At 67.2% G+C, this 20,184-nt stretch carries 20 protein-coding genes; 11 read left to right on the top strand and 9 right to left on the bottom strand.

Annotation, left to right across the window (positions count from 1 at the left end; genetic code table 11):
- Positions 1-99: 99 nt before the first annotated feature.
- Positions 100-1,257, bottom strand: a complete 1,158-nt coding sequence (locus U4Z64_RS17410; RefSeq protein ID WP_321820565.1) for an ABC transporter substrate-binding protein — start codon at positions 1,255-1,257, stop codon at positions 100-102.
- 64 nt (positions 1,258-1,321) lie between these two features.
- The gene (locus tag U4Z64_RS17405) at positions 1,322-2,263 is read right to left on the bottom strand and encodes a CysB family HTH-type transcriptional regulator (RefSeq protein WP_009689198.1); all 942 of its coding nucleotides are present in this window, start codon (positions 2,261-2,263) and stop codon (positions 1,322-1,324) included.
- A 217-nt stretch (positions 2,264-2,480) separates the two neighbouring features.
- On the opposite strand from U4Z64_RS17405, the gene U4Z64_RS17400 reads away from it, so the two are divergent.
- From U4Z64_RS17400 to cobA, 6 genes are all read left to right on the top strand, one after another.
- The gene (locus U4Z64_RS17400; RefSeq protein WP_044845617.1) at positions 2,481-4,160 is read left to right on the top strand and encodes a nitrite/sulfite reductase; all 1,680 of its coding nucleotides are present in this window, start codon (positions 2,481-2,483) and stop codon (positions 4,158-4,160) included.
- Positions 4,161-4,185: 25 nt separating this feature from the next.
- Complete coding sequence (locus U4Z64_RS17395; protein ID WP_044845618.1) at positions 4,186-4,728, top strand: DUF934 domain-containing protein; 543 nt, start codon at positions 4,186-4,188, stop codon at positions 4,726-4,728.
- Complete coding sequence (locus U4Z64_RS17390) at positions 4,725-5,468, top strand: phosphoadenylyl-sulfate reductase (protein ID WP_044845619.1); 744 nt, start codon at positions 4,725-4,727, stop codon at positions 5,466-5,468. The genes U4Z64_RS17395 and U4Z64_RS17390 overlap by 4 nt, the downstream gene beginning before the upstream one ends.
- 75 nt (positions 5,469-5,543) lie before the next feature.
- The gene (gene cysD / locus U4Z64_RS17385; protein ID WP_044845620.1) at positions 5,544-6,506 is read left to right on the top strand and encodes a sulfate adenylyltransferase subunit CysD; all 963 of its coding nucleotides are present in this window, start codon (positions 5,544-5,546) and stop codon (positions 6,504-6,506) included.
- Positions 6,507-6,528: 22 nt separating this feature from the next.
- A complete protein-coding gene (locus U4Z64_RS17380) occupies positions 6,529-7,845 on the top strand; it encodes a sulfate adenylyltransferase subunit 1 (protein ID WP_321820564.1) in 1,317 nt (438 codons plus the stop codon).
- A gap of 88 nt (positions 7,846-7,933) precedes the next feature.
- Positions 7,934-8,683, top strand: a complete 750-nt coding sequence (cobA, locus tag U4Z64_RS17375) for a uroporphyrinogen-III C-methyltransferase (RefSeq protein ID WP_321820563.1) — start codon at positions 7,934-7,936, stop codon at positions 8,681-8,683.
- A gap of 89 nt (positions 8,684-8,772) precedes the next feature.
- Here the strand turns inward: cobA and U4Z64_RS17370 are convergent, their stop codons facing one another.
- From U4Z64_RS17370 to lptF, 3 genes are read right to left on the bottom strand one after another with little or no spacing between them, the layout of a single operon-like run.
- On the bottom strand, positions 8,773-9,156 hold the full coding sequence (locus tag U4Z64_RS17370) for a sirohydrochlorin chelatase (RefSeq protein ID WP_044845623.1): 384 nt from the start codon (positions 9,154-9,156) through the stop codon (positions 8,773-8,775).
- A gap of 25 nt (positions 9,157-9,181) precedes the next feature.
- A complete protein-coding gene (lptG, locus tag U4Z64_RS17365) occupies positions 9,182-10,330 on the bottom strand; it encodes an LPS export ABC transporter permease LptG (RefSeq protein ID WP_044845624.1) in 1,149 nt (382 codons plus the stop codon).
- A gap of 3 nt (positions 10,331-10,333) precedes the next feature.
- Positions 10,334-11,425 carry an LPS export ABC transporter permease LptF gene (gene lptF / locus U4Z64_RS17360; RefSeq protein ID WP_044845625.1) on the bottom strand — a complete coding sequence of 364 codons (1,092 nt, stop codon included), beginning with the start codon at positions 11,423-11,425 and terminating at the stop codon, positions 10,334-10,336.
- Between the two features lie 122 nt (positions 11,426-11,547).
- On the opposite strand from lptF, the gene U4Z64_RS17355 reads away from it, so the two are divergent.
- From U4Z64_RS17355 to U4Z64_RS17345, 3 genes are read left to right on the top strand one after another with little or no spacing between them, the layout of a single operon-like run.
- Positions 11,548-13,059, top strand: coding sequence for a leucyl aminopeptidase (locus U4Z64_RS17355; RefSeq protein WP_044845626.1), 1,512 nt, complete (start codon positions 11,548-11,550; stop codon positions 13,057-13,059).
- Between the two features lie 34 nt (positions 13,060-13,093).
- Positions 13,094-13,510: a DNA polymerase III subunit chi gene (locus tag U4Z64_RS17350; protein ID WP_044845627.1), complete on the top strand. Its 417-nt coding sequence runs from the start codon at positions 13,094-13,096 to the stop codon at positions 13,508-13,510.
- A 25-nt stretch (positions 13,511-13,535) separates the two neighbouring features.
- The gene (locus U4Z64_RS17345) at positions 13,536-14,285 is read left to right on the top strand and encodes a DUF2486 family protein (protein WP_321820562.1); all 750 of its coding nucleotides are present in this window, start codon (positions 13,536-13,538) and stop codon (positions 14,283-14,285) included.
- Positions 14,286-14,428: 143 nt separating this feature from the next.
- Here U4Z64_RS17345 and U4Z64_RS17340 read toward each other — a convergent pair whose 3' ends face one another.
- Entirely contained in the window at positions 14,429-14,758 is a 330-nt protein-coding gene (locus U4Z64_RS17340; protein WP_044845629.1) for a c-type cytochrome, read from the bottom strand.
- A gap of 125 nt (positions 14,759-14,883) precedes the next feature.
- Entirely contained in the window at positions 14,884-16,557 is a 1,674-nt protein-coding gene (gene ilvD, locus U4Z64_RS17335; RefSeq protein WP_321820561.1) for a dihydroxy-acid dehydratase, read from the bottom strand.
- 135 nt (positions 16,558-16,692) lie between these two features.
- Here ilvD and U4Z64_RS17330 point away from each other — a divergent pair, with 135 nt between their 5' ends.
- Complete coding sequence (locus tag U4Z64_RS17330) at positions 16,693-17,610, top strand: LysR substrate-binding domain-containing protein (RefSeq protein ID WP_044845631.1); 918 nt, start codon at positions 16,693-16,695, stop codon at positions 17,608-17,610.
- Between the two features lie 89 nt (positions 17,611-17,699).
- On the top strand, positions 17,700-18,590 hold the full coding sequence (gene lgt / locus U4Z64_RS17325) for a prolipoprotein diacylglyceryl transferase (RefSeq protein ID WP_044845632.1): 891 nt from the start codon (positions 17,700-17,702) through the stop codon (positions 18,588-18,590).
- 181 nt (positions 18,591-18,771) lie between these two features.
- Here the strand turns inward: lgt and U4Z64_RS17320 are convergent, their stop codons facing one another.
- Positions 18,772-19,512 carry an SIMPL domain-containing protein gene (locus U4Z64_RS17320; RefSeq protein ID WP_044845633.1) on the bottom strand — a complete coding sequence of 247 codons (741 nt, stop codon included), beginning with the start codon at positions 19,510-19,512 and terminating at the stop codon, positions 18,772-18,774.
- Positions 19,513-19,717: 205 nt separating this feature from the next.
- Positions 19,718-20,179 (bottom strand): EVE domain-containing protein, encoded by a 462-nt coding sequence (locus tag U4Z64_RS17315; RefSeq protein ID WP_257772964.1) that lies wholly within the window; start codon positions 20,177-20,179, stop codon positions 19,718-19,720.
- Between the last annotated feature and the right edge of the window lie 5 nt (positions 20,180-20,184).

Genomic DNA, 20,184 nt, shown 5'->3' with positions numbered 1-20,184 from the left:
CCTGGCCGCGCATGCGATTCGTACGGATTGTGCGCGGCGAAACGCGAATTATGGCGGAAAACGGGGCACCGGGCAAGCTGTCCGGCGACCGCCCGTGCGTTACTGGCTCAGATAGACGAATCGGCCCTGCTTCACGATCCCCATCACGCTCGCGCGCTGATCGAGCCCCACGTGATCCTTGTCGCTGGTATTGACGACACCGTTCGGCACGACGAGTTCGTGCGCGCGTTCGAGTTCGCGCCGCAGCGCCGCGCGGAAGCCCGGCGTGCCGGGCTGCGCGGCCTTGAGCGCGCGGCCGACCGCGTCGGCGAGGCGCGGATACACGCCCGCCGCGTCGCCCGCGAACTGTGTGACCGTGCCGGCGCCGTATTTCGCTTCATATGCATCGACGAACGCGAGCGCGGCCTTGCGGGCCGGATGGTCGGCAGGCAGCGTGCGCGCGACGACCACCGGCTGGGTCGGGAACAGCGTCCCGTCGACGTCCTTGCCGCCGAGCTTGATGAATTCCGGCGTGGCGATCCCGTGCGTCTGGTAGATCGCGCCCTTGTAGCCGCGCTCGATCAGCGTGCGTTGCGGCAGCACGGCCGGCGTGCCCGAGCCGGCGATCAGGATCGCGTCGGGCTTCGCGGCGATCAGCTTCAGCGCCTGGCCGGTGACGCTCGCGTCGGTGCGGTTGAAGCGTTCCGTCGCGATCACGCGGATCTTGCGGACTTCCGCGAAGCGCGTGAATTCGTTCAGCCAGCTGTCGCCATAGCTGTCCGCGAAGCCGATGAAGCCGACCGTCTTCACGCCGTGGTTGGCCATGTAGCGCGTCATCACGTCGGCCATCGCGCTGTCGCTCTGCGCCATCTTGAATGCCCAGGTCCGCGCGCCTTCCTGCGGCTCGACGATCGCGCCGGAGCCGACCAGCGTGATCATCGGCGTCTGGGCGGCGGCCACCGCGTCGAGCGCCGCGAGCGCGGCCGGCGTGATGTTCGGCCCGACCACGACGTCGACGCGATCCTCGTCGACCAGCTTGCGGATGTTGCGCACGGCCGCGCCCGGGTCGGACGCGTCGTCGAGCACCGTCACCTGCACCGGCAGCCCGGCGATCGTCTTCGGCCACATCAGGATCGCGTTCTTGCTGGTGATGCCGATCGCGGCGGCCGGGCCGGTCGACGACAGGTCGACGCCGACCTTCAGGTCGGCATGCGCGGCCGCGCAGGCGAGCACGAGGGCGGCGCCGGCGGCGCGGCGCAACAGGGCGGGAAGCATCATGCGGAAATCTCCGTCGGGCAATAAAAAGGGGCGCGATTTGCGCCCCTGTCGTTATACCTGTCTGTCAAAGCTCGTACGATTCGGATTCGCCCTTGAGCGCCTGCTCGATCAGCTTGCGGTTCAGCGTCGGCGACAGCAGCTCGACGAGCGTATACACATAGCTGCGCAGATAGGCACCCTGCTTGAGCGCGACACGCGTCACGTTGCTGCCGAACAGGTGGCCGACCGGAATCAGCCGCAGGTTGCGGTCGCGCTCCGGGTTGAATGCGATGTCGGCCATGATCCCGACGCCCAGGCCGAGTTCGACGTACGTCTTGATCACGTCGGCGTCGATCGCCTCCAGCACGATGTCCGGCGACAGCCCGCGCAGCGCGAACGCATGATTGATCTTCTTGCGGCCGGCGAACGCGTCGTCGTACGTGATCAGCGGGTACTGCGCGAGATCGTCCAGCGTGACCGGCTTGCGTTCGAGCAGCGGATGGTCGGCCGGCACCACGGCCGCGTGATGCCACTGGAAGCAGGGCAGCGACACGAGTTCCTTGTAGTCGGCGATCGCCTCGGTCGCGATCGCGAGATCGGCCTGGTCGTGGATCACCATCTCGGCGACCTGCGTCGGGCTGCCCTGCAGGATCGACAGGTGCACCTTCGGGAAGCGCTTCTTGAACTCGGCGATCGCGGCCGGCAGCGAGTAGCGGGCCTGCGTGTGGGTGGCGGCGATCGTCAGGTTGCCCTGATCCTGCGCCGCGTAATCTTTTCCGACCCTTTTGAGGCTTTCAACTTCCTGCAGGATCCGCTCGACCGATGCGAGGATGATCCTGCCCGGCTCGGTGAGCGAGCGCACGCGCTTGCCGTGCCGCGTGAAGATCTCCACGCCGAGCTCGTCCTCGAGCTCGATGATCGCCTTCGACACCCCCGGTTGCGACGTGTAGAGCGCCTTGGCGGCCTCGGTGAGGTTGAAATTCTGCCGGACGGCCTCGCGCACGAAGCGAAATTGGTGCAGGTTCATTTATAACCCTTCCGCATATCAACAGAATTTTTTAGTCGTTTGAAATATAAGGCGAGTTTATTACGATTCACCGGAGTTTTTCAAATATGGATATCTGTTTTCGTCATTAGCAATCCAGCCGGGCCGCGCAAGGCCGGCGATGGCGGCGGAACGGAGATTCGGGCGCGACGTGGCTAGGACGTCGCGCGGTCACCACGAAAACCCCTGGGGTCCCCGAATGTATCAGTACGACCAATACGACCAGACGATCGTCGACGAGCGTGTCGCGCAGTACCGCGATCAGGTGCGCCGCCGGCTGTCGGGCGAGTTGAGCGAAGAAGAATTCCGTCCGCTGCGCCTGCAGAACGGCCTGTACATGCAGCGCCACGCGTACATGCACCGCATCGCGATTCCGTACGGCAACCTGCGCAGCGACCAACTGCGGATGCTGGCGCGCATCGCCCGCGAACACGACCGCGGCTACGGCCACTTCTCGACCCGCTCGAACATCCAGTTCAACTGGATCCAGCTCGAGGAAACGCCGGAGATCCTCGCGAAGCTCGCGTCGGTGCAGATGCACGGCATCCAGACCTCGGGCAACTGCATCCGCAACATCACGGCGGACCAGTTCGCGGGCGTCGCCCAGGACGAGGAAATCGATCCGCGTCCGTGGTCGGAAATCCTGCGCCAGTGGTCGACGTTCCATCCCGAATTCGCGTGGCTGCCGCGCAAGTTCAAGATCGCGGTGTCGGGCTCGACGCACGACCGCGCGGCCGTGCAGATCCACGATCTCGGCGTGTACCTGAAGAAGAACGCGCAGGGCGAGGTGGTCGCGAGCATCCTCGCGGGCGGCGGCCTCGGCCGTACGCCGATCATCGGCGCGGTGATCAAGGAAGACCTGCCGTGGCAGCACCTGCTCACCTATTGCGAAGCCGTGCTGCGCGTATACAACCGCTACGGCCGCCGCGACAACTTGTACAAGGCGCGTATCAAGATCCTCGTGAAGGCGCTGTCGCCCGCGAAGTTCGCGCAGCAGGTCGAGGAAGAGTGGCAGCACCTGAAGGACGGCCCGTCGACGCTCACGCAGGCGGAAGTCGACCGCGTGTCGCAGTACTTCCAGCCGCCCGTCTACGAGAAGCTGGCCGATACCGACGCGTCGTTCGAACAGCACCTGCTCGAGAACAAGGCGTTCGCGCGCTGGGTCGAGCGCAACGTCGCGCCGCACAAGGTGCCGGGCTATGCCGCGGTCACGCTGTCGCTGAAGGACCACCGCGTCGCCCCCGGCGACGCGACCGACGCGCAGATGGACCTGGTGGCCGACTGGGCAGACGCGTACTCGCTTGGCGAACTGCGCGTGTCGCACGAGCAGAACCTGATCCTCGCGAACGTGAAGAAGCGCGACCTGTTCACGGTGTGGGAAAAGGCGAAGGCGGCCAGCTTCGCGACGCCGAACGTCGGCCTGCTGACCGACATCATCGCGTGCCCGGGCGGCGATTTCTGCTCGCTCGCGAACGCGAAGTCGATCCCGATCGCGCTGGCGATCCAGCAGCGTTTCGAAGATCTGGACTACGTGTACGATCTCGGCGACCTGTCGCTGAACATTTCCGGTTGCATGAACTCGTGCGGTCATCATCACGTGGGCAACATCGGCATCCTCGGCGTCGACAAGGACGGTGCCGAGTGGTACCAGGTGTCGCTCGGCGGCGAGCAGGGCACGGGCCGCAACGGCGCGCGCCTCGGCCGCGTGATCGGGCCGTCGTTCTCCGCGGAGGAAGTGCCGGGCGTGATCGCGAAGCTGATCGACACGTTCGTCGAGGCACGCATCGACGGCGAGCGCTTCATCGACACGTACGACCGCATCGGCATCGCTCCGTTCAAGGAGCGCGTGTATGCGGCGCGCCAGGCAGTCAACGCGTAACCAACCGGGTAGAAGGAATTTGCAGATGGCTTCGATTATCAAGAACCGCGCAGTGATCGACGACGCATGGCAGGTCGTGCGCGCGGCGGAAGACGGTGCGCTGCCCGCGGTCGACGCATTGCCGGCCGGCAAGGTGCTGGTGCCGTTCACCCTGTGGCAGGCCGAGCGCGCGGCGCTCGTCGCCGCGAAGACGAAGGACGAACTCGGCGTGTGGCTCGCGCCGGACAGCGAGCCGGCCGATCTCGTGGCCGACTTCGGTGCGATCTCGCTGATCGCCGTCGATTTCCCGCGCTTCGCGGACGGCCGCGGCTACAGCATCGCGCGCCTGCTGCGCGAGCGCCACGGCTGGACCGGCGAGCTGCGCGCGATCGGCGACGTGCTGCGCGACCAGCTGCTGTACATGTCGCGTTGCGGCTTCGACGCGTTCGCGGTGCGTGCCGACAAGGACATCCACGATGCACTGAACGCGTTCGGCGAATTCACGCAGCGTTACCAGGGCGCATTCGACGAGCCGGCGCCGCTGTTCCGCCGCCGCGCGGCCGCGGCCGACGCGAAGGTGAGCGCATGAGCGCCGCGACCGCACTGACGCCCGAACTGGCCGCGAAGGTCGAGCGCCTCGACGCGCTGCTCGCGCAGATCGGTGCGCGCCACGAGAAGGTGAAGTTCGCGAGCAGCCTCGCCGCGGAAGACATGCTGCTCACGCACGCGATCCTGTCGAAGGGCGTGTCGATCGGCATCTTCTCGCTGAACACCGGCCGCCTGCATGCGGAAACGCTGGGCATGATCGACCGCGTGCGCGAGCGCTACGGCTACGAGATCGAGCAGTTTCATCCGCAGCAGGACGCGGTCGACCAGTACGTCGCCGAGCACGGCCTGAACGCGTTCTACGAAAGCGTCGAGCTGCGCAAGTCGTGCTGCCACATCCGCAAGGTCGAGCCGCTGAACCGCGCGCTGGCCGACGTCGGCGCATGGGTCACGGGCCAGCGTCGCGAGCAGTCGGTCACGCGTGCGGAGCTGCACGAGGAAGAACAGGACGAAGCGCGCGGGATCGCGAAGTACAACCCGCTCGCCGACTGGACGGAAGCCGACGTGTGGGCGTACCTGAAGGCGTTCGACGTGCCGGTCAATCCGCTGCACGCGCGCGGCTATCCGAGCATCGGCTGCGAGCCGTGTACGCGCGCGATCCGCCCCGGCGAGGACAGCCGGGCGGGCCGCTGGTGGTGGGAGTCGCGCGATACGAAGGAATGCGGGCTGCACATCACGATCACGCCGATTCCCGCGAACGCCGAAGCCGGCGCCGCGCACTGAAAGCCGACAAGAAACCGAATATTGCGCCGCCCGCGACAGCGGGCGGCACGAACCCAGAAGAGAAGGACTGAAATCATGAGCACGACGCTCGAGCAATCCGCCTTTGCCCCGCCCACCGGTGCCGACGACCGCATGGGCCACCTCGACTGGCTCGAAGCCGAGTCGATCCACATCCTGCGCGAACTCGTTGCCGAATGCAGCAAGCCGGCGCTGTTGTTCTCGGGCGGCAAGGACTCGGTCGTCGTGCTGCACCTCGCGCTGAAGGCGTTCGGCCTCGGCGCGAACCGCAAGACGACGCTGCCGTTCCCGCTCGTGCACATCGACACGGGCCACAACTACGAGGAAGTGATCGACTTCCGCGACCGCCGCGCGCAGGAGCTCGGCGCCGAGCTGGTGGTCGGCCACGTCGAGGATTCGATCAAGCGCGGCACGGTCGTGCTGCGCCGCGAAACCGATTCGCGCAACGCCGCGCAGGCCGTCACGCTGCTCGAGACGATCGAACAGCACGGCTACACGGCGCTGATCGGCGGCGCGCGCCGCGACGAAGAGAAGGCACGCGCGAAGGAGCGGATCTTCTCGTTCCGCGACGAATTCGGCCAGTGGGATCCGAAGGCGCAGCGCCCGGAACTGTGGAGCCTGTACAACGCACGCCTGCACAACGGCGAGCACCTGCGCGTGTTCCCGATCTCGAACTGGACGGAACTCGACGTGTGGCAGTACATCGCGCGCGAGAACCTCGAACTGCCGTCGATCTACTACGCGCACCAGCGCGAGATCGTGCGCCGCAACGGGCTGCTCGTGCCGGTCACGCCGCTCACGCCGATGCGTGACGGCGAGACGAGCGAACTCGCGCAGGTGCGCTTCCGCACGGTCGGCGACATCAGCTGCACGTGCCCGGTCGAGAGCGACGCGGACGACGTCGAGAAGATCATCGCCGAGACGGCGGTGACCGAGATCACCGAACGCGGCGCGACCCGGATGGACGACCAGGCATCCGAAGCCGCGATGGAACAGCGCAAGAAGCAAGGTTATTTCTGAAGCACACGAGGACATTCACATCATGAGCATCATCGAGAACACCGAAGACCTCGGCGTGTTGCGTTTCATCACCGCGGGCAGCGTCGACGACGGCAAGAGCACGCTGATCGGCCGCCTGCTGTACGACAGCAAGGCCGTGCTGTCCGACCAGCTGTCCGCGCTGTCGCGCGCGAAGAACAAGCGCACCGTCGGCGACGAGATCGACCTCGCGCTGCTGACGGACGGGCTCGAAGCCGAGCGCGAGCAGGGCATCACGATCGACGTCGCCTACCGCTATTTCGCGACCGCGAAGCGCAAGTTCATCATCGCCGACACGCCGGGCCACGAGCAGTACACGCGCAACATGGTGACGGGCGCATCGACCGCGCATGCGGCGATCATCCTGGTCGACGCGACGCGCGTGACGATCGAGAACGGCGTCGCGGAACTGCTGCCGCAAACGAAGCGCCACAGCGCGATCGTGAAGCTGCTCGCGCTGCAGCACGTGATCGTCGCGATCAACAAGATGGACCTGATCGACTACAGCGAAGCGCGCTTCAACGAGATCCGCGACGCGTACGTCGCGCTCGCGAAGCAGCTCGGCCTGAAGGACGTGCGTTTCGTGCCGGTGTCGGCGCTGAAGGGCGACAACATCGTCGGCGCGAGCGAGCGCATGCCGTGGTACGCGGGCGAACCGCTGCTCGACGTGCTCGAATCGCTGCCGGTCGAGACGCAGGCGCATGACGCGCTGCGCTTCCCGGTGCAGTGGGTCGCACGCCAGGACGGCAGCTCGGCCGACGATTTCCGCGGCTACATGGGCCGGATCGAATCGGGCGAGGTGAAGGTCGGTGACGAAATCGTCGTGCTGCCGTCGAACCGCACCGCGACGGTCGCCGAGATCATCGCGCCGGTGCCGGGCGGCACGGCGGCGGTTGCGCACGCGTTCGCGGGCCAGACGGTGACGATTCGCCTCGCGGAAGACGTCGACGTGTCGCGCGGCGACATGTTCGTCACGACCGCCGAGACGGTCGCGCCGGCGAAGAAGCTCGAGGCGGACCTGTGCTGGTTCGACGAGACGCCGCTGTCGCCGCAGCGCAAGTACCTGCTGAAGCAGACCACGAGCACGGTGTTCGCGAAGATCGGCGCGGTCAAGGAAGTGCTCGACGTGCATACGCTGTCGCACGCGACCGACCGCCAGGAACTGAAGATGAACGACATCGGCCGCGTCGCGCTGACGCTGCAGAAGCCGATCGTCTGCGACACCTACGATGCGCACCCGGGCACGGGCGCGTTCGTGCTGATCGACGAGGCGACGCACCACACGGTCGCCGCCGGCATGATTCGGGCGTTCTCGGCGTAACGGGCTTAACCGGCGGTCAGCGCCGCCCTCGCGGCGGCGCGGGCCGGCCGCCGTCCGCACGAGCAGGACCCCAAGCGAAGCGACAAACATGGGCAAGGTATATCTGATCGGAGCAGGGCCGGGCGCCGCGGACCTCATCACGGTGCGCGGCATGCGGCTGCTCGAGCAAGCCGACGTCGTGCTGCACGACGCGCTCGTCGAGCCGGCGATGCTCGACTACGCACCGAACGCGCACAAGATCGCGGTCGGCAAGCGTTGCGGGCAGCGTTCGACCGCGCAGCATTTCATCAACAAGCAAATCGTCGACGCGGCGCGCGAGCACGCGTGCGTGGTGCGCCTGAAGGGCGGCGACCCGATGCTGTTCGGTCGCGCCGAAGAGGAAATGCGCGCGCTCGAAGCGGCGGGCATCGATTTCGAGGTCGTGCCGGGCATCACCGCGGCGCTGGCCGGCGCGGCGACGCTGAAGCGCTCGCTGACGTTGCGCGGCGTGTCGCGCAGCGTCGCGTTCGCGACGCACAGCCGCGCACCGGGCAGCGACGAGATTCGCGAGGCCGCGCGCGCCGATTCGATCGTCTACTACATGGGCCGCGACAGTGCGCCGGGCATCGCGCAGGAACTGATCGACGCGGGCCGTGCGAGCGCGACGCCGGTGGCGATCGTCGAGGCTTGCAGCACCGCGCGCGAGCGCACGCTGACGCTGACGCTCGGGCAGATGGCGGCGGGCGGCGCGCAGGCGTGGCTCGACCCGGCGGAGCCGAGCCTGCTGATGATCGGCGATGCGTTCGCCGAACGCGTGCGGCGCGTGAAAGAGGGCGCTGCGTTGCAGGATGCGGCCTGAGTCGAACGTGCGATCCGCAGGAAAAAAAGCGCCGGCTTCCGAAGCCGGCGCTTTTTTCTTTGGGCTCGCCGCTTCGGCCAGCGATCCGCTTACGCGTCGCGGCCGAGCTGGTCGATGCAGTAGCGCGCGATCGCATCGAGCACGCCGTCGTCTTCCCCGACGGCCGTCGCGCAACGGATCTCGACGCCCGGATGCGTGGCGCGGCATGCATCGACGAGCTGCGGCAGGTCGCGGCGGACATGCCCGCCCTGACCGAAGAACACGGGCACCACGGTGATGCGCGTGCAGCCGGCCGCGACTTGCGCGGCGACGGCCGTATCGAGCGATGGCGTCATCAGTTCGAGAAACGCGAGCGACACGTGCGGAGCAGGGGAGCCGGCCCCGCGCAGCCGCGCGGCGAGCCGCTCGAACGGCTCGGCCCAGCGCGGATCGCGTGCGCCGTGGCCGAACAGGACGATGCCGTGCGAACTCATGTCGAAGCCTCCGTCGTGACGGCGCTCAGTGCCGGTCGACCCACTTGAGCGCGAACAGGCCGAGCGCGAGATAGATGAGGCCCGGCGTCGCCGCGGTCAGCGGCGCGGGCCAGGTGTTCAGCGTGCCGATGTGCGAGAACAGCGTGTTGAGCAGCTGGAAGCTCATGCCGAGCATGATGCCGCCGAACACCTTCACGCCGACCACGCCGGCTCGCGTGTGCAGGTACGCGAACGGCAGCGACAGCACGAGCATCACGAACACCGCGAACGGGTAGAGCAGCTTGCGCCACAGCGCGATGTCGTAGCGCTGCGTGTCCTGCTGGTTTTCGCGCAAGTGCTGGATGTAGCGGAACAGGTTGATGAGCGACATCCGTTCCGGCGACACGAGCAGCACCGACAGGATCTGCGGCGTCAGGTCCGAGCGCAGCCGGTATTCGGGCAGCGTCACCTGCTGCGACCGGTACACGGGGTTCAGCGCGTCTGCCGGTGCGCCGCCGATCGGCTTGATCGGCGTCAGTTCGGTTTCCGTGACGCCCTTGAGCAGCCAGTGGCCGGGCGGCTCGTAGCGGCCCGTCTGCGCGATCCGCACGTTCTGCAGCTGGAATTTCGAGTCGAACTCGTAGATGCGCACGTTGCTGATCGTCGAGTCGGGCGACAGGCTGCCGACGTTCACGAAGCGCGTGACCTGCTCGCCGTTCTCGCGGGCCGCGAGCGTGTCCTTCACCCATACGCCCGACTGGAAGTTCGACGACACCGACGCGCCGAGCGCCTGCAGCCGCACGCGTTCGGACAGCTGGTCGGCGTACGGGCCGACGAATTCGCCGATCAGGTAGGTGATGATGACGAGCGGCACGCCGATCTTCAGCAGCGAGCGCAGCGCCTGGTTGGTCGCGAGGCCCGACACGCGGAAGATCGTGAATTCCGAGTTCGCGGCCATCTGCGCGAACACGTAGATCGCGCTGATCAGCGCGGCGACCGGGATGATCTCGTAGAAGCGCGACGGGGTCTGCAGCGCGACGCGCAGCACCGCGTAGCCGAACTTGTAGTTGCCGTGCCCGACCGAGTTCAGTTCGCTGATCAGGTCGAAGAAGAAGAACAGGCCCGAGAACGCGAACAGGATGAAGATGAACGTGACGTAGATCTGCCGCGCGAAGTATTTTTCATAGAGCCGCATCGATCATGCTCCCGAGCGGCCGAACAGCGCGCGTGTAAACAGCGGACGATTGCGCACGCGCAACCAGAAGATGAACGCGACGATCGCCGCGACGACCAGGTGCAGGCCGACGAGTCCGACGCCGAACGACATCTTGCCCTGCTCGATCTGTGCCTGCACGACGTTCAGCAGGTTCGAGTACGTCAGGTAGATCAGCACGGCCATCACGAGGTTGATCGTGCGGCTGCGGCGCGGGTTCTGGTACGACAGCGGAATGCCGAGCACCATCAGGTTGATCGCGATCAGCGGCAGCCCCGCGCGCCACGCGAATTCCGCGAGGTTGTCGCGCGTCGGGTTGCGCAGCAGGTCCGGTGTCGGCGTGCTGTTGGTGGTCGGCACGTTGGTGACCGGGGTGCTCGTGATCTTCACGCCGTAGCGCTGGAACTCCATGATCTTGAAGTTCGGCTGGCCGGGCGTGCCGTCGTAGCGGCGGCCGTCTTCCAGTACGACGAAGCGATCGCCGTCCTTCGTTTCCGTGTGGCCGGTGTGCGACACGACGACGTTGACCTTGCCGTTCTCAGTCGACGTGACGAACACGTTCTGCACCTTGCTCTGGTCCGGCGACATCTTCTCGATGAAGAACACGCGATGGTTCGAGGCCGATTCGCGGAACTGGCCCGGCGCGAGCAGCGAGATCTCGTCGCGCTGCTGGAAGCGCGCCTTGATCATCTTGCTCTGCTGGTTCGACCACGGCCAGCCGACGAACGCGAAGAACGCGATCAGCAGGACGATCGGCGTGGCGAACACGCCGATCGGCTTGATCAGGCGCGTGAGGCTCACGCCGGATGCAAGCCAGACCACCATTTCGGAGTCCCGGTACCACCGGGTCAGCACGAACAGGATCGACACGAACAGCGTGACGACGAGCATCACGGCGAGGTAGCCGATCACGGTCAGGCCGATCAGCACGAGCACGTCGCGCGGATCGATTTCGCCGGACGCGGCATAGCCGACGATGCGGATCATCATCGTCGTGAGCATGATCGTGAGCAGCACCATGAACACGGCGCCAGCCGTATACGCAAGCTCGCGCTGGAGGGAGCGTTCGAAGATCATTCTTGATGAGAAGAGGGCGGGAGGCTGCGCACGCGTGGTGGAGCGCTCGCGCCGCCACGGGAAAAATAGCGGATAATTGCGGCTTTCATCCTTAGCCCAGATTTTATCCGAGGACAAGCGCGATGGACTTTAGCATAAAAGGCTGTGATTGGAGCAAAGGCGAAGCCAAGGGGTTCCTGACCGGGAAGTCCGACTGCATCGTGCTCGGCATCTTCGAGGCGCAGACTCTCTCGGGCGCGGCGCTCGACATCGACACGGCCACCAAGGGGCTGATCTCGCGCGTGGTGAAGGCCGGCGACATGGACGGCAAGCGCGGCAAGACGCTGTTTCTGCACGAAGTGTCGGGCATCGGCGCATCGCGCGTGCTGCTCGTCGGCCTCGGCAAGCAGGATGCTTTCAATCAGAAAGCCTACAACGACGCAGTGACGGCCGCATGGCGCGCGCTGCTCGCGACCAAGGTCGGCCAGGTCACGTTCTCGCTCGCGCAGCTGCCGGTCGACGAGCGCAGCTCCGACTGGGGTGTGCGTGCGGCGATTCTCGCGCTGCGCAACGAGACCTACCGCTTCACGCAGATGAAGAGCAAGCCGGAACCGGCGTCGCACACGCTCAAGCGCGTCGTGTTCAGCGTCGATCCGGCCGATGAGAAGGCCGCGAAACTGGCGGTCAAGCAGGCCGTCGCGCTGGCGAACGGGATGGACCTCACGCGCGACCTCGGCAACCTGCCGGGCAACGTGTGCACGCCGACCTATCTCGGCAACACCGCGAAGAAGATCGCGAAGGATTGGGGTCTGAAGGTCGAGGTGCTCGGCCTGAAGCAGATCCAGGCGCTCAAGATGGGCTCGTTCCTGTCGGTCGCGCGTGCGTCGGTCGAGCCGCCGCAATTCATCGTGCTGCACTACCAGGGCGCCGCCGCGAAGGCCGCACCGGTCGTGCTGGTCGGCAAGGGCATCACGTTCGACACGGGCGGCATCTCGCTGAAGCCGGGCGAGGGCATGGACGAGATGAAGTACGACATGTGCGGCGCGGGTTCGGTGCTCGGCACGATGCGTGCGGTCGCCGAAATGGGCCTGAAGATCAACGTCGTCGCGATCGTGCCGACCTGCGAGAACATGCCGGGCGGCAACGCGACCAAGCCGGGCGACATCGTCACGAGCATGAAGGGGCTGACGATCGAGGTGCTCAACACCGACGCCGAGGGCCGCCTGATCCTGTGCGACGCGCTCACGTATGCGGAGCGCTTCAAGCCGGCCGCGGTGATCGACGTGGCGACGCTCACGGGCGCCTGCGTGATCGCGCTCGGCGCCCACAACAGCGGCCTGTTCTCGAAGGACGACGCACTCGCGGGCGAACTGCTCGACGCATCGCGCGAAGCGAACGATCCGGCATGGCGCATGCCGCTCGACGACGAGTACCAGGATCAGCTGAAGTCGAATTTCGCGGACATCGCGAACATCGGCGGGCGTCCGGCCGGTGCCGTGACGGCGGCGTGCTTCCTGTCGCGCTTCACCGACAGCTATCCGTGGGCGCACCTGGACATCGCCGGCACCGCATGGAAGGGTGGCGCGGCGAAGGGCGCGACCGGCCGTCCGGTGCCGCTGCTCGCGCAGTTCCTGATCGACCGCGCCGGCCAGTGATGGCAGGTCTCACGACGATGCGGGTACGCGGGCAATGACGCGAATCGATTTCCATTCGAACGTCGGCGATTCGCTCGCGTACGCATGCCGGCTGCTGCGCAAGGCCTACCTGGCCGGGCAGCCGGTCGTCGTGCTCGCGGAGCCCGCGCGCCTGCGCGCGCTCGACGAGCGGCTCTGGACGTTCTCGCCGCTCGATTTCATTCCGCACTGCGGCGTCGACAGCGCGCACGCGGCGGGCACGCCGATCGTGCTGGCCGCCGATCTCGACCAGGCGCCGCATCATCATGTGCTGCTGAACCTCGGCGCGGCCGTACCCGCGCAGTTCGCCCGCTTCGAGCGCCTGCTCGAAGTGGTCGGCAATGCGCCGGACGAGCTGGCCGCGGGCCGCGACCGCTACCGCTTCTATCGCGATCGCGGCTACGCGCTGAACAACTACAAGCAGGGCAGTTAGCCGAAACCGTCGACGGAGCGTTCCCGTGACACAAGCCGAATCCTCTTCGATCCCGACGCTGACCGACGTGCTGGTGCCGGGCAAGCCGGTGCCGGCGCGTTCGTCCGCGGCCGACGCGCCGCCGCACGACGTTGCCGCGGTGCCGGTGCTGACCGACGTGCTGGTATCAGGCCATCCGGCTCGGGCGTCCGCCGCGCCGGAGCAGCCGGCCACCGACCCCGAATTCGTGGTGGTCGAGCCGGTGCCGACGCCGGACATCCCGACCGTCGAATTGCCGGGCGACAGCGATGCGCCGGCGCAACCCGGTGCCGCGGGGCACGTCGTCGCCGAAGAGTCGGCTGCGGCGCAGGCGCCGCTGCGCTCCGCACTGGCCGCCGAAGACGAAGATGCGCAGCAGGCCGGCGTTGCCGCGATGCCGCGCGATGCTGGCGAAGCGATGCTGTCCCACGCGATTGCACCGGCTGTCGGCGGGCTGGCTACCGCTCAACTCACCGGCGCGTCGCATCCGGACTCGCATGTAGCCGCCGCGCTGACGGCGGAGGACACGCAGCATATCGCCGAGCGTCTGCGCAATCGGCTGACGAATTATCTGACCGGGGAAGGGCGCGAGGCCATCGAGGCCCGCTGTCGCGACGCGTTGCACGACCATACGGCCTGGCTCGTCGGCCAGATCACGCGCGAAGTGGCGCTGGCGCTCGAAACCGAAGTGATGGAGTGGGTTCGCGACGCGGTCGATGCGGAGATCGCCCGCCGCCGGACCGGTCATTCAGGCTGAGCCCGCCGCACGTTTCGTGCGCAGGGGCCGCGGGCGCGGCTCCAGTCATCGTCACTGACGATTGCCGGCCGGTTGCAACGATAAGCGCGGAACGCTGCCGGGCGCAAGGCGCGGCGCGCGGTGCACGCATCCGGTCGTCCGGTTCAGCGCAGCGACAGCACCCATTGCGAGAGCGTGTGCGCTTCTGCGCTCGTCAACTGCGTATTGGCGGGCATCGGCACGCCACCCCACACCCCGACGCTTCCTTTCACGATCGATTGCGCGAGGTAATCGAGAGCATCTGCGCGTGCCGCGTACTTGCCGGCGATGTCGTGGAACGACGGGCCCATCAGCGGCTTGCCGACCGCATGGCAGGCCATGCAGTTCTTGCGCTGCGCGAGCGCGAACCCGTCGCCGGCCGGGTCGGCGTGTGCCGCCGCCGCGCTGCCGGTCAGCAGCGCCACGAGCAGCGCGCGCAATATCGTCTGTTTCATGCGATTCTCCGCCGGCGGAGACGGCCGGCTTCACGGTCCGCGCATTATAAAAGCAAAGGGAAAGCGCGTTCTGCGCGTTTCCCCGGCGGCCGTTCGCAATGGGGTCGCATGGCCCGCGCGCCGCATCAGCCGGTGACGGCGCCCTGGTTCGCCGGACGCGCGAGGGCCGCGAACTTGGCGAGCACGCCGCGCGTGTAGCGCGGCGCCGGCTGCTTCCACGCGGCGCGCCGGCGCGCGAGCTCCGCATCGTCGACGTTCAGCTGCAGCACCAGCCGGTGCGCATCGATCGTGATCGAGTCGCCTTCCTGCACGAGCGCGATCGTGCCGCCGACGAACGCTTCAGGCGCGACGTGCCCGACCACCATCCCCCAGGTGCCGCCCGAGAAGCGGCCGTCGGTGATGAAGCCGACCGATTCGCCGAGCCCCTTGCCGATGATCGCCGACGTCGGCGCGAGCATTTCCGGCATGCCGGGGCCGCCCTGCGGGCCGAGATAGCGCAGCACCAGCACGTCGCCCGCGCGGATCCGGTCGCCGAGGATCGCGTCCATCGCGCTTTGCTCGTCGTCGAACACGCGCGCCGGGCCCGTGATTACCGGGTTCTTCAGGCCGGTGATCTTTGCCACCGCGCCGTCTTCCGCGAGATTGCCCTTCAGGATCGCGAGATGGCCTTCCTGGTACAGCGCGCGATCGATCGGGAAGATCACCTTCTGGTCCGCGCGCGGCACGCCCGGCACGTCCTTCAGCTCCTCGGCGAGCGTGCGGCCGGTGATCGTCATGCAGCCGCCGTGCAGCAGCCCCGCATCGAGCAGGATCCGCAGCACCTGCGGGATGCCGCCGGCCTGGTGCAGGTCGGTCGCGACGTACTGGCCCGACGGCTTCAGGTCGCAGATCACCGGCACGCGCTTGCGGATGCGCTCGAAGTCGTCGATCGTCCAGTCGACCTCGGCCGCGTGCGCGATCGCGAGATAGTGCAGCACCGCATTGGTCGAGCCGCCGGTCGCCATGATCAGCGATACCGCGTTCTCGATCGACGCCTTGGTGATGATGTCGCGCGGCTTCAGGTCGCGCTTCACGGCCTCGACCAGCACGCGTGCCGATTCGGCGGCCGAATCGACCTTCTCCTGATCGGGGTTCGCCATCGTCGACGAGTACATCAGCGACATGCCGAGCGCCTCGAACGACGAGCTCATCGTGTTCGCGGTGTACATCCCGCCGCACGAGCCCGATGTCGGGCACGCGTTCTTCTCGACCCCTTCGAAATCTTCCTGCGACATCCGGCCCGCGGTGAACTCGCCGACTGCCTCGAACGACGACACGATCGTCAGGTCGCGGCCCTTCCAGTGGCCCGGGCGGATCGTGCCGCCGTACACGTAGATGCCCGGCACGTTCAGGCGCGCGAGCGCGATCATCCCGCCCGGCATGTTCTTGTCGCAGCCGCCGACCACCACCACGCCGTCCATCCACTGGCCCTGTACGCAGGTCTCGATGCAGTCGGCGATCACCTCGCGCGACACCAGCGAGTACTTCATCCCCTCGGTGCCCATCGACATGCCGTCCGAGATCGTCGGCGTGCCGAAGATCTGCGGGTTGGCATCGGCCGACTTCACCGCCGCGACGGCGGCATCGGACAGCCGCTGCAGGCCCGAGTTGCACGGCGTGATCGTCGAGTGGCCGTTCGCGATGCCGATCATCGGCTTGTCGAAATCGTCCTTCTGGTAGCCGAGGGCGTAATACATCGAGCGGTTCGGCGAACGGGCCACGCCTTGCGTGATGTGCTTCGAGCGACGGTTGTACGGCATGGGGGACTCCATCGTTGTATTGGCGACGCCCGCGATCGGCGCACCGGTTCGGATCAATCAAGCATGGAGTTTCCGGTTTGGGATGTCCAATATATTATTTGTCGCTTATTAAGTCTTTTTGCGAATGAGTGAGAGATGGCCGAACCGACGCCGGACCTGCGCCAGTGGCGCTATTTCGTGACCGTGGCCGACGAGCGCCATTTCGGCCGCGCGGCCGAGCGCCTGTCGATGACGCAGCCGCCGCTGTCGCAGGCGATCCGGGCGCTGGAGGACACGCTCGGCGTCGCGCTGTTCGCGCGCACCAAGCGCTCGGTCGCGCTGACGGCGGTCGGTGCGGCGCTGTTGCCCGACGTGCGCCGGCTGCTCGCGTCGGCCGACGCGCTGCCGCCGCTCGCACGGCGCCTCGCGCGCGGCGAAGCCGGTTCGCTGTCGCTCGCGTTCGTGTCGACCGCCGATTACGGGCTGCTGCCGTCGCTGCTGCGCGCGTTCGGCGCGCGTTATCCGCAAGTGCGGCTGCAGCTCGCGGAAGCGACGAGCGACGTGCAGATCGACGAGCTCGTCGCGGGCCGCATCGACGCGGGGCTCGTGATTCCGCCGGTGCCGCCGCGTCACGCGGCCGGGCTGTCGTACCTGCCGGTCGTGCGCGAGCCGCTGGTGGTCGCGATGCCGGCGGCCGCGGCGCACGGCGTGTCCGAAGACGAACCCGTGCATCTGGCCGACCTGGCCGCGCTGCCGCTCGTGATCTTCCCGCGCCGTTTGGCGCCCGGCTTTTATGACATCATTACGGGCTGCTACGGCGCGGCGGGGGAAACCCCGCGCATCGGCCAGGAGGCGATCCAGATGCAGACGATCGTCAGCCTCGTGTCGGCCGGCATGGGTGTCGCACTGGTGCCGCAGTCGCTGCGTAACCTGCGGCGCACCGGCGTGGTCTACCGGCCGCTCGCCGGCGACGCGCCGGTCGTCGAAACCGGCCTCGTGTGGCGCACGGGCGACGTCAGCCCCGTGCTCGCCGGCTTCATCGACGTCGTGCGCGCGCAGGGGCTCGCCACGTGACGCGAACGATGGCGCGCCGGCGCCGTCCAATGCGCGGTGCGGCGCCGGTGCGAGCGCCGTACCGCATTCGAAAACTTCATCGCTAACCCATGATCATTCACCCGAATTTCGACCCCGTAGCGATCCACCTCGGGCCGCTGGCCGTGCGCTGGTACGGCCTCATGTATCTCGTCGGCTTCATCGCGGCGATCGTCGTCGGCCGGATCCGCCTGAAGCTGCCGCACGTCGCGGCGCAGGGCTGGACCGCGAAGGACATCGACGACATGATGTTCTACGGCGTGCTCGGCACCGTGCTTGGCGGCCGGCTCGGCTACGTGCTGTTCTACAAGGCCGACTTCTACTTCTCGCATCCGCTCGACGTGTTCAAGGTGTGGGAAGGCGGGATGTCGTTCCACGGCGGCTTCCTCGGCGTGACGCTCGCGATGGCGCTGTTCGCATGGCAGCGCAAGCGCCACTGGCTGCAGGTCACCGACTTCGTCGCGCCGATGGTGCCGACCGGGCTCGCGGCCGGGCGGCTCGGCAACTTCATCAACGGCGAGCTGTGGGGCCGCGTGACCGATCCGAACGCGCCGTGGGCGATGCTGTTCCCGGGCGCGATGCGCGATGACGCGGCATGGCTGCCGAAGCATCCGGCGCTCGTCGAGAAGTGGCATCTGGCCGACGTGTTCATGCAGTACCAGATGCTGCCGCGCCATCCTTCGCAGCTCTACGAAATCGCGCTCGAAGGCATTGCGCTGTTCTTCGTGCTGTTCTTCTTCTCGCGCAAGCCGCGGCCGATGGGTGCGATCTCCGCGCTGTTCCTGATCGGTTACGGGCTCGCGCGTTTCACGGTCGAATTCGCGCGCGAACCGGACGACTTCCTCGGCCTGCTCGCGCTCGGCCTGTCGATGGGGCAGTGGCTGTCGCTGCCGATGATCCTCGCGGGCGTCGCGTTGCTGGTGTGGGCGTATCGCCGTCGCGCGGCGAATGCGGTCGCGTGATGTCGCGGCGTGATGCGGTTGCGTCACGCGCGAGCGGTGTGACGCGTGGCACGTGATGCGTGATGCCTGATGTGATGCGGACGCGCACGATCGGCGTGCGCGTCGATCGCAGGATCGCAAACGAAAAACGCCGGCCCGAGGGCCGGCGTTTTCACATCTGCCGCGTGTTGCGCAATGCGCGTTACTTCATTTGCACCGAGCCGTTGACCGTGACCGACACGGTCGCCTTGCCGCCTTCGACCGAAATCGGCGCGCTCATCTTCGCGCTGTCCATCGGTGCGGCGGCCATCGCCATCATGCGCGGGTACGGCTGCACGTTGCGGCTGCCGCCGACGTTCACGTCGCGAATCGAGTAGCTGTTGTAGCCGAACGCCTTCGCGGCTTCGTCCGCGCGTGCGCGGAACGACTTGATCGCTTCGGTCGTGAGCTTCTGCTCGGCCGCGCGCTGCGCTTCGGGTGACAACGAGAACTCGACGTTCGCGATCTGCATCTGGTTCGACAACTGGCCCGCGAGCTTCGACGCCGCCGCGAAATCGCGCGATTCGAGCACGACTTCGGTACGACCGCGCCATGCGGAGATCTTCCCGTCGCGATCGGTGCTCGGATAGACGGAGAACGCGCCGGTGTGCGCGGTGACGCCCGACACGCCCTTCGCCTGCGCGAGCGCCGCGTCGGCGCGCTGGTTCAGCGCCGACGTCAGGCTGCCCGGGTCTTTCGCCTGCTGTTCGTAGAACAGCGTGATGTGGATGATGTCCTGCGGCACGTCGGCGCTGGCCTGCGACGACAGCGACAGCACGCCCGCCGGCTCCGGGAAGTGCGGGTTCGCGGTCTGCGCGTGCGCGGCGGGCGACGCGAGCGTCAGCGCGACGGGCACGGCGGCGGCGAGGGCGAGCGACAGCGCGAGTGCGGATTTCTTGGTCATTGTTGGACTCCTTGTGCGAGGGCGCGCACGCGGATCACGCGTGCGCGACGCGGGCGTACCGCGCGACGAAAAACGGCCGCCGCCCGATCGCGGCGACAGCGGTTGCTTAGGCTGCGCGAGCGCGCCGCGAGTTCCGTGGCGGTGGCGCGTATTGACCGGATTTGACCTTTGGCGTGTGCGTGCCGCGCGCGCTCGCTGCGTACGCCTACTTCATCAGCTTTTCGGTGATGAAGCGCCACTCGGCACGCGTGACGGGCGTGATCGACAGCCGGTTGCCGCGTGCGAGCACGCGCATGTCGGCGAGTTCGTCGTGTTCGCGCAGCGCGGCGAGCGGCACGAGCGGCGACTTCTTCACGAAGCGCACGTCGACGAGCAGCCAGCGCGGTGCTTCCTGCGTCGACTTCGGATCGTAATACGGGCTTGTCGGATCGAACTGGGTGGGGTCGGGGTAGGGCGTCGACGAGACTTCGGCGAGGCCCGCGATGCCCGGTTCCGGGCAGCTCGAGTGATAGAACAGCACGCCGTCGCCGATCTTCATCGTGTCGCGCATGAAATTGCGCGCCTGATAGTTGCGCACGCCGGTCCACGGCAGCGAGTGCTGCGGCGCGTGCGCGAGATCGTCGATGCTTGCTTCGTCCGGTTCGGACTTCATCAGCCAGTATTGCATGGATC

Source organism: Burkholderia sp. BCC1996, assembly GCF_905339955.1.
In the GTDB taxonomy this organism is placed as follows: Bacteria; Pseudomonadota; Gammaproteobacteria; order Burkholderiales; family Burkholderiaceae; genus Burkholderia.
The sequence above is the reverse complement of the archived record's forward strand: the minus strand, read 5'-3'. Positions and strand labels throughout refer to the sequence as shown.